Annotated in this window: 13 protein-coding genes; 8 read left to right on the top strand and 5 right to left on the bottom strand. The window is 44.8% G+C overall.

Going from position 1 to position 11,833, the window contains the following annotated elements; genetic code table 11:
- From aqpZ to GX654_12935, 7 genes are all read left to right on the top strand, one after another.
- Positions 1–610 (top strand): aquaporin Z (gene aqpZ, locus GX654_12965; GenBank protein ID NLD37771.1); only part of this gene is annotated, 610 nt, incomplete at its 5' end.
- Positions 611–883: 273 nt separating this feature from the next.
- The gene (locus GX654_12960; protein ID NLD37770.1) at positions 884–1,309 is read left to right on the top strand and encodes a VOC family protein; all 426 of its coding nucleotides are present in this window, start codon (positions 884–886) and stop codon (positions 1,307–1,309) included.
- A gap of 166 nt (positions 1,310–1,475) precedes the next feature.
- On the top strand, positions 1,476–2,339 hold the full coding sequence (locus tag GX654_12955) for a hypothetical protein (protein ID NLD37769.1): 864 nt from the start codon (positions 1,476–1,478) through the stop codon (positions 2,337–2,339).
- 387 nt (positions 2,340–2,726) lie between these two features.
- Positions 2,727–3,299 carry a twin-arginine translocation signal domain-containing protein gene (locus GX654_12950; GenBank protein NLD37768.1) on the top strand — a complete coding sequence of 191 codons (573 nt, stop codon included), beginning with the start codon at positions 2,727–2,729 and terminating at the stop codon, positions 3,297–3,299.
- Positions 3,300–3,342: 43 nt separating this feature from the next.
- Positions 3,343–4,197, top strand: coding sequence for a hypothetical protein (locus GX654_12945; GenBank protein ID NLD37767.1), 855 nt, complete (start codon positions 3,343–3,345; stop codon positions 4,195–4,197).
- A gap of 13 nt (positions 4,198–4,210) precedes the next feature.
- Positions 4,211–5,683, top strand: a complete 1,473-nt coding sequence (locus tag GX654_12940; GenBank protein NLD37766.1) for a hypothetical protein — start codon at positions 4,211–4,213, stop codon at positions 5,681–5,683.
- Between the two features lie 32 nt (positions 5,684–5,715).
- Positions 5,716–6,381, top strand: coding sequence for a hypothetical protein (locus tag GX654_12935; protein NLD37765.1), 666 nt, complete (start codon positions 5,716–5,718; stop codon positions 6,379–6,381).
- A 207-nt stretch (positions 6,382–6,588) separates the two neighbouring features.
- Here GX654_12935 and GX654_12930 read toward each other — a convergent pair whose 3' ends face one another.
- Genes GX654_12930 through GX654_12910 form a run of 5 tightly spaced genes read right to left on the bottom strand, consistent with a single transcriptional unit; the run spans position 6,589 to position 10,807 of the window.
- The gene (locus GX654_12930; protein ID NLD37764.1) at positions 6,589–7,083 is read right to left on the bottom strand and encodes a PilZ domain-containing protein; all 495 of its coding nucleotides are present in this window, start codon (positions 7,081–7,083) and stop codon (positions 6,589–6,591) included.
- A gap of 12 nt (positions 7,084–7,095) precedes the next feature.
- Positions 7,096–8,379, bottom strand: a complete 1,284-nt coding sequence (locus GX654_12925) for an MFS transporter (GenBank protein NLD37763.1) — start codon at positions 8,377–8,379, stop codon at positions 7,096–7,098.
- An 11-nt stretch (positions 8,380–8,390) separates the two neighbouring features.
- Positions 8,391–9,581: a mannonate dehydratase gene (gene uxuA / locus GX654_12920; protein NLD37762.1), complete on the bottom strand. Its 1,191-nt coding sequence runs from the start codon at positions 9,579–9,581 to the stop codon at positions 8,391–8,393.
- A gap of 6 nt (positions 9,582–9,587) precedes the next feature.
- Positions 9,588–10,403, bottom strand: coding sequence for an SDR family oxidoreductase (locus GX654_12915; protein NLD37761.1), 816 nt, complete (start codon positions 10,401–10,403; stop codon positions 9,588–9,590).
- Positions 10,404–10,456: 53 nt separating this feature from the next.
- The gene (locus GX654_12910) at positions 10,457–10,807 is read right to left on the bottom strand and encodes a cupin domain-containing protein (protein NLD37760.1); all 351 of its coding nucleotides are present in this window, start codon (positions 10,805–10,807) and stop codon (positions 10,457–10,459) included.
- Between the two features lie 184 nt (positions 10,808–10,991).
- Here GX654_12910 and GX654_12905 point away from each other — a divergent pair.
- Positions 10,992–11,833, top strand: an 842-nt coding sequence (locus GX654_12905) for a hypothetical protein (protein ID NLD37759.1), incomplete at its 3' end; no start/stop codon positions are given.

The following is an 11,833-nucleotide window of genomic DNA, read 5'->3' as shown; positions in this document are numbered from 1 at the left end:
GTTTCCTGATGTCGGTATTGGTCTTCTTGGTGTCTCTCTAGCCTTTGGCTTGACCGTGCTCACAATGGCCTTTGCCATAGGGCACATATCAGGCTGCCACCTTAATCCGGCAGTCTCTATTGGTTTGTGGGCTGGCGGCAGGTTTCCGGCCAAAGATTTAATTCCCTATATTATTGCCCAGGTCTTAGGTGGCATAGCTGCCGGTGGCATTTTATACCTTATTGCCAGCGGCAAGGCAGGTTTTGATGTTGCAGCAGGTTTTGCATCAAACGGGTATGGGGCGCATTCACCCGGTGGATATAATATGGTGGCTGCCATTATCTGTGAAGTGGTTATGACCATGATGTTTCTTATAGTTATCCTTGGCGCCACTGACAGCAGGGCTCCGGCTGGTTTTGCGCCTATCGCAATCGGGTTGTGCCTGACTCTTATTCACCTGATAAGCATTCCTGTCACCAATACCTCGGTCAATCCTGCGCGCAGTACAGGGGTTGCAGTTTTTGTGGGCGGATGGGCTGTTGCACAGCTCTGGCTTTTCTGGGTGGCTCCTATTGTTGGAGGTGTGATTGGTGCAGTGATTTACCGCTTTATCGGCTGTAAAGAAAAATAGGTTTATATTCCCCGACAGTGTGCCCTTCTATGAAGAAGCACACACTGTCGGTGTTTTGTCTCTGGTGTTTCCAGGTTGCTGGCTCAAATCGGCGGGTATTTTGATCAGTCACACATGACCAATGAATTTAGGCAAATCACAGGGGTCACCCCGCAGGTTTATCTTAAAAATGTATAAATGTTCCATTCTTCCAATACAGTAAATTCAAATTTTATTAGGTTTACATTTTTATATTAAGATACTTGAACGAAATTTAAATTCAGGAGAAAGAATATGGAATCAAGAATCACAATAATCACACTCGGTGTAAGGGATTTTCAGAAGTCTTATCACTTTTATACCGGGCTTGGATTTAAGACTGACGCAAAGCAAACAGACCATATTGCCTTTTTTAAAACCAATGGTACTGTTCTGGCCATATATCCTTTTGATAAACTTGCAGAGGATATCAGCCCGGATATATCTATTAAAAAATCCGGATTCGCAGGAATAACCCTTGCACATAATGTAAAACAGAAAAGTGATGTGAATGAGATTTTATTGCAGGCACAAGAGGCAGGAGGTAAAATTGTTAAACCTGCACAGGATGCATTCTGGGGTGGTTATCATGGTTATTTTTCTGACCCGGATGGTTATTTTTGGGAGGTGGCTTATTTTGATAAATTCAAATATGACGAGATGGGAAATCTGGAATTGTGAAATGATTTACATTTAAAAAGAGAGGGTTGATTTATTTCTTACTGGCTGTCATGATGACGCAGAGCGTCAAGGCTTGCGTCCCCACGGAGACCGTGGGAACGAGTAAAAAACGAGGAAAGAAAAATAAATATTCCATATGAACAAACAGATATCTGGAGTATTGAAAATGAATTTTCATAATTTACTTAAGTCGCCAGGCTTAATAATACTTGATGGCGCAATAGGTACAGAGCTGGATAAACTGGGGAATTATACCCGGTGTGAAAATAATCTTACAAACCCTGAAAATGTAACACATGTTCACAGGGATTATATCAATGCGGGCAGCACTGCTATCATCACCAACACCCTTACCATGAACCGCATATTTATTGAGACACATAAGCTTAATATTGACATTACACGGGTCAATCTGGCAGGAGCCAAGATTGCCAGGGAAGCAACCGGAAACAATGGGTATGTCCTTGGAAATCTTTCTGCTACAGGGCAGATGCTGGAACCATATGGGAACTATACAGAGGAGCAATTTATAAAGGCATACACTGAACAGGCAAATTTACTTAATGAGGGCGGTGTTGACGGCTTTATTATCGAGACGATGTTTGATCTTCGTGAGGCCGTGTGCGCATTAAAGGCATGTAAAAAGGTATCGGATAAACCTGTCCTTGTATCTATTGCGTATAAAACAGAATCAGATGGCGGCAGGACCATGATGGGTAATACGGCCATCGAATGCGTAAGGTCTTTTGCAGATGAAGGCGCTGACGCCATAGGCGCAAATTGCGGGGAAATAGACCCATTTCAGATGGCAGAGATAATTAAGATATATGCCGGTACAACAAAATTGCCAATTTTTGCTGAGCCTAATGCTGGAAGACCAAAACTTGTCAACGGTGAAACAGTATTTGATATGAACCCGCTTGAATTTTCAGATGGTCTGATTAAATGTATGGAGGCAGGGGCAAAACTATTGGGCGGCTGCTGCGGGGCAACACCGGATCATATCCGTGCATTTTCAAAAAGGATTTAAGTCCAGGGATTTATGCGGGAAGGTCAGAGTTGATTGGCATCTGTACAGGGTGGTTAAAAGGCGCAGAGCGTCGGGAATAGCATTCCCACGTGGAGCGTAGGAACGAGAAATCAGCCTAATTGCCGGTTAATTTAGTGGGCACACATCTATATTTACAACATCCTTGATATTTCCATAAAAAAGTCTTAAGAATAAGTCCTTGTATCATTTCAGGCACAAAGAATAACAACTTCTTGTCCTCATCGGGAGGATTATTGAATTCAATGCGAATCTTTTCTGCTGTTTTTCTAAGAGGTATTTCTATTCCCATTTATAACCAGCACATCAATTATGTGGAGAACATTTATCAGGGTATCCATTATTAAATAATGATCGGAGGATTAGGGTATGAGTGCAGATAAAAAGGTAAAGGCCGGATCAACAAGAAGAAAATTTATCAAGGAACTGGCCATTGGCGGTTCAACAATAGCTGTTGCGGGCACAGTGCCTGGCCTTGCTTCAGAGGCTGAACAGATTCTCCAGGGTGTTTCACTGGAGACCTCGGATGGAAAGAGCAGATATGGGAAGTGCATAGTTTCGCTACCGATCAAAAAATTCGGTGAAACAGTGATGTTTTCTACTGGGGCAGACCTGTTAAATGGTTTCCCATGTAATATTATTTATGCCTTCGGGCTCAAGGTTGGCCCACTCGGATTATCCAGAAAACCCCATGTGCATGACCATGATGAAGTGATCTACTTCATAGGGTCAGACCCGAAAAGTACTGAGCTGGGTGCAGAGGTGAATTTCAAGATAGGGCCAAAGGGGGAGGAAGAAGATCACATATTTTCAGTACCCACTGCGGTGGTTATCCCCAAAGGAGTATGGCACTGTCCGATGGAAACCCTGAAATGCGACCAGCCATTTCTTTGCATGGCAGTCTCTATCACAAATAAATACAAGTATGAATCATCCAAATAAAAAGGATTTACAACATTAATCAAATTCAATTTAAGGAGGAGATATGAACCGCAGATATTTTATACCATTTGTATTGTTAGCTGTTTTAATCATTAACTGCACATCTGTTATTGCCGCATCCGAGTGCAGCAGGGCAGTATTAAAGGAGACAGCAGATAAGTATCTTGATGCGCTAAAAAAAGGATCATCATCTGTTATGCCTCTTGCGTCGCAGGCGAAGTATATAGAAAACAGGAAAGAGATACCTTTTAGCGATGGTATCTGGAAGTCCCCACTCTCTATAGATTTCAGCCGTAGCCTTTTAGATGTTGATACATGCCAGAGTTTTACAGAGATAATCCATGCAAACGGAAGCCATCCTTATGTGATCGGCACCAGGCTTAAAGTCGAAGACGGAAGGATATCCGAGGTGGAAAGCCTTGTCAGCGATGAGGATGACTGGCTCTTCAATGCCACAGACTATCTTAAATATTCATCAACAGAAAAGTGGGACATTCTTCCTGCTGATAAGCGCATGGAGAGGAACGCCCTTATCAAGGTGGCAAGCGATTACTTTGACATATTCCAGGATTATGCGGCCTTTGACAAGATACCCTGGGGTATACCGTGTGTCCGCATTGAGGGAGGGGCATATACAAACCCAAATAATGATCCTGAACCTTCATGTACAGCCGGTGTGCCAAAGGGCGGAGGCGTTCCAATGACAAACCGGAGCTATATTGTTGATGTGGATATGGGCTCTGTAGTGGGCCTTATTGATTTTGGCGGGGCAAATGGTTTGCCGGATGCCCATACATTCAGACTGGAAAATGGTAAGCTTCGCTATGTGCATGTGATCACCCTGTGCCCGAACGGATGCCCGAAGATACCAATGCCAAAGGATATGCCCAAACAATAAAGAGGAGGCTCAAATGAGCGGTGCGGATAAAAAGAGATTTAATGCGGGTCGCAGAGATTTTATTAAAACCATGACCATAGCAGGCGTAGCAGCGACCCTTCCGGGCAGGGCTTTTGCGGATATGAGTCCTGAAAGAGGGGGCCGCAAAGGACAGGCAGGGGGTAAAAAAAGCCTCCTCTGCCTCAGCAGTAATCCTGAGACCCATGGAAAGTACATAGAGTCAATAGGATCAATTCCCGGTACAGCCCTGCTGGTATCTTCAGTAAAGGTCAACTACCAGAATCCGGAAGAGATAATAAGGGTCATACATGAGCATACAATGGATATCCTGCTTCTGATACTTCCCCGCATGACCTTCAGCTTTGGAAAGCTGTGTGACGCAATGGGTGACCTGGATATACCTGTAATCGTCCTTACCACAAACCCGGAACTGATCCCCATTGATGCGAATCTAGCGTCATCCTTGCGCGGAAACGGCGCAAATGTCACCTTTGCCATTTCACCGGAACAGGCACTTGAACGGATCAGGATTGCAGCATCACCCATGCTCCTTGAAGGTCAGCGTGCGGTCCTGTATGGAAGACCCTTTGACTCCACCACAGTAACATCCCACAACCTGAACGAAGAGATTATTTACCGGCGCACCGGTGTAAAAGTAATGTTCAGGCCAATTGAGGAGCTGGCAGGATTATACAGGAAGGTCGATGACAAAGAGGCCATAAAAGAGATGGAACGATGGAAGAGAGAGGCAACAGAGGTTATCGGGGTCCCGGATAAAAACATACTTGATGCATGCAGGCTTTACGTCCTGCTCCGATCCATCATCGATAAAGAGGGGTTAAGCGCTGTTTCTATCGATTGCCTTGGTTTTACCATGAGTCCAAACCCTGTGCTGCCATACCCCTGCCTGGCCTTTGCAAGGCTAAGGGATGAAGGTATTACTGCCGCCTGCGAGGCGGATGTTTGCAGCATGCTCTCATCCATGTTAATGGAGAAAATAAGCCGCAGGCCATCCTTTATGTGCAACCTGATGACTGCAAATCCAGGGGGTTCAAAGATAACAGTGAGCCACTGTGTTGCTCCGCTAAAGCTTATGGGCCTTGATGCCCCACAGATGAGGTATAAAATACATGATTACCACGGGTCAGGGAGAGGGGCTGTACCTGAGGTAGAATTTCCTGCACACGGGCAGGTGCTGGTTGGTGGTTTCAGTAAAGACCTGAAAAGATTTTCACTGTGGCCTGGGATGATCGAAAGCCAGGTCATGGATACTGAGAAGTCCACCTCCAAAAGCGGCCCCATGAATAACATGTGCGCCAATACAATGGATCTGAAAATCAGGGATGCGGGCAGGTTCATGCAAAATATACCGGGGCTTCATCAGATTATGGTGCTTGCCAGTTACACAGGGGCTTACGAGGATGCACTTACCGGGATGGATGTTAAAATTTCCGGGCCAATAGATTTTACGCCGTTTATGGCTTAAAAATATCAACCATTAATTCAAAGGAGGCATATATGAATTCTGACCTGAAAAATGAAAAAGGCACGACACGCAGGGTATTTATGAAGGAAATAGGCGCGGGCACAGCAGGGGTTGTCATGGCGAGCATGTTTGCAGCGGCCTTCATGCCTGCGATGGAGAGCTTTGCAGAAACAGCGGGCCCGATTGATCCAAAGGCACCAGAGGGGTCAAAGTATCGCAAGTGTTTTCTCACCGAACTGACAAAAGAAGAGAGGGATATAGGTTTTGGAGCAAGCCCCATGTTTGTCACATTTGCCGACAATGACATCATAGAAGGCAGCCAGTACTTTTCGGTCATGTGGATGGGGGAACGGACAACCAAATTAATGGGACATGGCCCACATACCCACCCTGTCCCTGAAATGCTGATAGCGATCGGTTCTGACCCGAAAAACCCTGAGGACCTCGGTGCAGAATTTGAGATGTTTATGGGAGAGGAGATGGAAAAACATATCATCACCAAATCGACAATGATTTATATACCGCCAAATGTTGTACACTGCCCCTTTAATATTAATAAGGTGGATAGACCATTCCTGTTTATGCAGTCACACTACGGCCCAAAACTGACCGAGAAAGCGAGGAGAGACCTGGTGCCGGAGGATATGAGGAACAAGTATATTTTTATAGATATGGATGGCTCTTCAGAAAAGAAATAACTTGAAAAGGGCAATTAAGTGAGAGGTGAAAAACAATACCCTGGATAGTAATCATTTTGTATCGGACAAGGACGGGTAAGCGGTCAGCCTTTGGCGTTCAGGTTCCTGTACCGCCATAGCATTGTGCGACGGCGGATCAGTAAAAGGCATTCCAAACAAAGCGTGAGCTGATAGCTGATCGCTGACTGCTGAAAGCTCCATCCGGGTTCAGACATACAGATTTATGGCCTTATCCTCGGGGTGTTTGTCAGGGTTAAAGGCGCAGTATTCTACGTTTACAAAATTATCTTTGATATTTCTTACAAATACCTGTTTTTTTATCAGGGTTTTGGCCGGATTATCCAGTGTGAATTCAACCTCTATTATTTCGCCCTTCTGAAAAATGGGTTCTGTAAGCATCTTGAATTTTAACCCGCCTTTTGAGATATCAAGGATTGTTAAAATTCCTGCCTGATCCTCCCCAAACAGGGAGTTGTAGGTAAATTTCCCTGGCAGCATGGTATCTTTTCTGAAATATTTTCTTCTCTCAAGGCTGACTTCATAAATATTGCCACATTTGCATTTGATCTTTAACTTGATTGAGACCTCAAGCTTTTTATATTTTGAGACATCAGCCTCCTTTGAGACGTGACACTTCGGACACTCGAAAAGGGCTGTGTTTTTATCCGAGAGAAATATCTTCTGAACCGGTTCGTTTTCCATCAGTAACCTCTGTCAACTTATTTCCACTTCCTTGATTTCAGGGATCAGGATATTTATTACCAGAAAGGCCAGTAAATATAAAGAGCCTGCAATAGCAAAGAGTATAAAATAACTGCCGGTAAATTCAAGTATAAAACCTGCTGCGCTCGCAATAAACATGCCGCCTATTGCCCCGAATGTTCCCCCCATCCCCACCACAGAGGCAACTGCCTTTCTTGGGAATATATCCGATACCGTGGTAAAGAGATTTGCCGACCAACCCTGGTGGGCCGCAGTTGCAAGGCTTAAAAGCCCTACAGCTGCCCAGACATTTGTGACCTTTGACGCAAATATAATAGGCACAGCGCACAGGGCGCAGACAAGCATGGCTGTTTTCCGGCTCCTGTTTACTGACCACCCGCGTTTCAGGAGAAATGAAGAGAGCCATCCGCCTGAAATACTCCCCACATCTGCCATAAGGTATATTATTATTAAAGGGGCTGCAAATTCATTTATTGTCAGGCCATGTTTTTCATTCAGGAATTTGGGTATCCAGTAGAGATAAAACCACCATGCAGGGTCGCTTAAGAGCTTCCCAAGTGCAAATGCCCAGGTGCCCCTGTATTTAACCAGCATTTTCCAGGGTATCTTTACCAGGGTATCAGGTGGATCAGACTGTATATACTCAAGCTCAGCTTTACCCAGATATTTACTCTTTTCAGGTGTATCATAATACCTGAACCAGAAGATGAGCCAGATAAATCCTGCTGCGCCTGTTATTATAAATGCCTCCTGCCATCCCCAAAGGTCTGTAATAAGAGGGACAACAAGGGGGGCAAGGATTGCCCCTGCATTGGAGCCGGCATTAAATAGACCTGTGGCAAAGGCCCTTTCCCTTTTAGGGAACCATTCAGCTACTGTTTTTACGGCAGCAGGGAAGTTACCTGCTTCAAAAAAACCAAGTATGAACCTTGCAGCACCAAATCCAAAGGCTGAACCAGCCAGTGCATGGCCAATAGCGGCAAAACTCCAGCCAGTAAGTGAGGCGGCATAGCCTTTTTTTGTGCCGAATATATCCATAAGTCTTCCTACCAGAAGAAGGCCTATTGCATAGGCTGCTGTAAAGGCTGTAACAATGTAGCCATATTCTATCTGGCTCCACCCTATATCCTTCTGAAGAATAGGGGCTAGTATACCTATTACCTGCCTGTCCACATAATTGATCGTGGTTGCAAAAAAGACAAGGGTCACTATCACCCATCTGAAATGGCCGATATTTTTCGTGTCAGTTATATTTTTTTCAGGACCTGAATGCATTTTTACCCCTGTTAAAGATTCAGTGAACGTATAATCCCCAGTTCAAGCCCCTTGAGTTCGAATAGCCCCCTCATGCGCCCCAGCAGCGAATAACCGGGGTATATGCCCTTTTTATCAAGTTCAAAGAGCATGAGCTGACCATGATCAGGACGCATAGGCATTACAGGCCGATCCACGCCTGACTCTTCTCTCACTTTTTGTTCAGTAAGCAGCTCTTTCATGATGGCGTACAGATCAATATCACCCTCAAGGTGCGAGGATTCAATAAAATTGCCTGTTTCATCCCTTTCAAGGCTTCTTAAGTGGGCAAAATTAATTTTCCCCCTGAAGGCCCTCACCATGTTTATAAGGTCATTATTAAAGCCTGCACCAAGGGAGCCTGTGCAGAATGTTATGCCGTTATGTATGGAATCATATGCTGCAATTATTTTTTCAAGATCATTTTTTGTGCCTGCCACCCTGGGGAGCCCAAGGAGTGTCCAGGGCGGGTCATCCGGGTGTATTGCCAGGAACAGGCCATATTCTTCAGCAGCAGGGGCTACCTCCCTGATAAATTTATAGAGGTTCTCCCTTACCACTTCTTCTCCAATGCTGTTATACTCAATGACCGCCTTTTTAAAATCCTTTAATGACAGTGTGAAAAGTGAGCCTGGAAGGCCAAAGAGGATTGTCTTTATCAGCCCCTCCTTTTCAGCGTTTCCCAGGTTATTAAAAAATATCTCTGCCTCCCTGATTATCTCGGCTGAGTAATCTTTTTCTGCGTTGGGTCTATCTAGTATAAAGAGGTCAAAGGCGGCGAACACCTTCTGTTCAAACCTTGTGGTTATTGTCCCATCCTTTGTGGGCACATTAAGGTCTGTTCGCGACCAGTCCAGCACAGGCATGAAATTATAGCATATGGTCCTGATACCGCATTTGGCCAGGTTCTTCATGGATTCCATGTATTTTCTGATGAGCTCAGGCCGCTCTTTAGTACCTTTTTTTATGTTTTCATGCACAGGCAGGCTTTCAACAACAGACCATGTGAGCCCTGCCTTTTCAATCTCATTCTTCCTTCGCATGATTTCATCAACGGTCCATACCTCACCCACAGGGATATGGTGCAGGGCGGTTACTATGCCTGTAACTCCAACCTGTTTTATCTCCTTCAAGGTTATCGAGTCATTGGGGCCGAACCACCGCCATGTATGTTCAAACGCCATATAGCTCTATACCCCGCTAAATGAGCTGAATCCGCCGTCAATGGGGATAATGGCCCCTGTTACAAATGCGGATGCATCGCTCGCAAGCCAGATAACAGGGCCGACCATCTCTTCCGGTTCACCAAACCTCTTAAACGGGGTAAGACTGATGATGGATTTACCACGTTCTGTGAGTGACCCGTCTTCATTGGTTAAAAGCTGTCTATTCTGGTTTGTGAGAAGAAAGCCCGGAGCGATTGCATTTATTCTTAAGCCGCTGCCGAATTTACTGGCCAGTTCAACAGCCATCCATCTGGTAAAATTATCGATAGCCGCCTTGGCTGCGGAATACCCAGCCACCCTTGTTATTGCCCTTACTGATGCCATGGATGAGATGTTTATTATGGATCCCCTGCTATTTTCTGCCATGGATTTTGCAAAGACAAGGGTGGGTAGGACAGTGCCATTAAGATTGAGGTCAGTAACCTTTTTAAAGGCATCCATATCAAGGTCAAAGATGTTCTGGTCAACGCCAATGGTTGCGCCGGGCATATTACCGCCTGCGGCATTGATAAGCACATCAATCCTGCCAAATCTATCAAGTATTTCATCATTGACCTGTATGAGCCTTTCCCGGTCAAGCACATCACACTGAAATGATGTGATCTCATTTTCATTGGTTTTAAGTGCATCTACCTGATTTTTAAGGGGTGCCTCTGTCCTGCCAAGGAGAATTACCTTTGCACCTGCGCTAACAAAACCCTTTGCAAGCGCCCCGCCTATAATCCCACCACCGCCAGTAATAATTACAACCCTCTCTTTTATATTGAATAATGAACTGATCTGTTCCATGTTTTTTATATCCGGTTAATAATTATTTATATCTACATGTTTATCTATTCATACTCATTGGATACTGCACATATTATTACAAACGGGCTATCTTCTGAGCTGTTTCTAAACTGATGTTTTTCTCCCGGAAGGACAATGGCAAAATCACCTGCTGAAAGCGGGTGCATGGTCTCATCTTTATCAACAAGCACACCCTGGCCGCTGATCACATAATTTAAATGCTCAAAACCGTGTGTGTGACAGGGGGTGTGGCCGCCAGGTTCTATGGTAAATACCCTGAAGCAGAAGGATGGGGTCCCATCTTTTTTTGATATTGGTACCTGTTTATAAACCCTCTCAGCGCCTGCCATGCTCATTTTTATCTTGTCTATCTCATTCAGTCTGATCGTTTTCATTTTATACCCCTGCTGATAATTTCTGTTAAAATACATTTCCATTTAGCCGGTGTCAATAAAGCATATGCATTAAAACTAAAGATTGACTGATTTAAATAATGGGATATAAAGAATCTATATTGTGAGGCACATGACAGGCGCTTACAAAACCCAATTCAATCACCATTTTTCAAGGAGGGAACCCATGCAGAGAACCACACGATCCTATTACCTATTTTTATCACTTATACTTTTTATTTTTACCTTCACCGCTGGTAGTTATGCCCAGGTGATTATAGATGGGCATGCGCCTGTCCCTGAGGCAGTTGCCATTCCAAGACCTTCAGAGGGTGAGGTGAAGGCTGCTGAGGAGGCGCTTGTTAAATTTATACAGACTGCTGACCCGAGGGTTAAGGAGATTAATTCAAAGTACCCCGGTCTTATTTCTGTTACAGTACCCCGTGACAATACCGCAACAATGCCAGCCCTTATGCCCTTTTTTCAGATGCAGCACCAGGCCAACCTTGAGATTGCCAGAAAGGGAGATATAGATCTCCTGCTTTTGGGTGATTCCATAACAGACTTCTGGCGAAATGCTGAAGGCTCCTTTGCCGGGAAACCGGTTTTTGATAAATATTTTGGCAACCTGAAGATGGCAAATTTCGGAATAGCTGGAGATACCACTCAGGGGGTGCTTTTTAGACTGCAAAATGGTGAGGGCAGGGGATTCAGCCCGAAGCTCATCATGCTCATGATAGGCACAAACAATACCATGCAGAATACAGGGCCTGAAATAGCCGAGGGTGTCGGCGCTGTTGTCCTTGAACTGAAAAAGGATTTTCCCGCTGCAAAGATCCTGCTCCTTGCTATATTTCCAAGGGACAAACCGGGCGCCCAGGTTCGCAAGACAATTGATGATATAAACAGGCGGATAGCAAAACTGCACGATGGGAAAAAGGTCTTTTATCTGGATATAGGCCCAAAATTTCTTGATGAAAAGGGCTTTATTCCACAGGATATCATGAGTGATGCCCTTCACCCCACAAC

Source organism: Desulfatiglans sp. (assembly GCA_012513605.1).
GTDB lineage: Bacteria > Desulfobacterota > DSM-4660 > Desulfatiglandales > HGW-15 > JAAZBV01.
This window is presented reverse-complemented; position numbering and strand designations above follow the sequence as displayed.

Coding starts and splice junctions, on each gene's coding strand:
- GX654_12960 (NLD37770.1), top strand. CDS start 884: ATGGAATCAAGAATCACAATAATCACACTCGGTGTAAGGGATTTTCAG.
- GX654_12955 (NLD37769.1), top strand. CDS start 1,476: ATGAATTTTCATAATTTACTTAAGTCGCCAGGCTTAATAATACTTGAT.
- GX654_12950 (NLD37768.1), top strand. CDS start 2,727: ATGAGTGCAGATAAAAAGGTAAAGGCCGGATCAACAAGAAGAAAATTT.
- GX654_12945 (NLD37767.1), top strand. CDS start 3,343: ATGAACCGCAGATATTTTATACCATTTGTATTGTTAGCTGTTTTAATC.
- GX654_12940 (NLD37766.1), top strand. CDS start 4,211: ATGAGCGGTGCGGATAAAAAGAGATTTAATGCGGGTCGCAGAGATTTT.
- GX654_12935 (NLD37765.1), top strand. CDS start 5,716: ATGAATTCTGACCTGAAAAATGAAAAAGGCACGACACGCAGGGTATTT.
- GX654_12930 (NLD37764.1), bottom strand. CDS start 7,083: ATGGAAAACGAACCGGTTCAGAAGATATTTCTCTCGGATAAAAACACA.
- GX654_12925 (NLD37763.1), bottom strand. CDS start 8,379: ATGCATTCAGGTCCTGAAAAAAATATAACTGACACGAAAAATATCGGC.
- uxuA (NLD37762.1), bottom strand. CDS start 9,581: ATGGCGTTTGAACATACATGGCGGTGGTTCGGCCCCAATGACTCGATA.
- GX654_12910 (NLD37760.1), bottom strand. CDS start 10,807: ATGAAAACGATCAGACTGAATGAGATAGACAAGATAAAAATGAGCATG.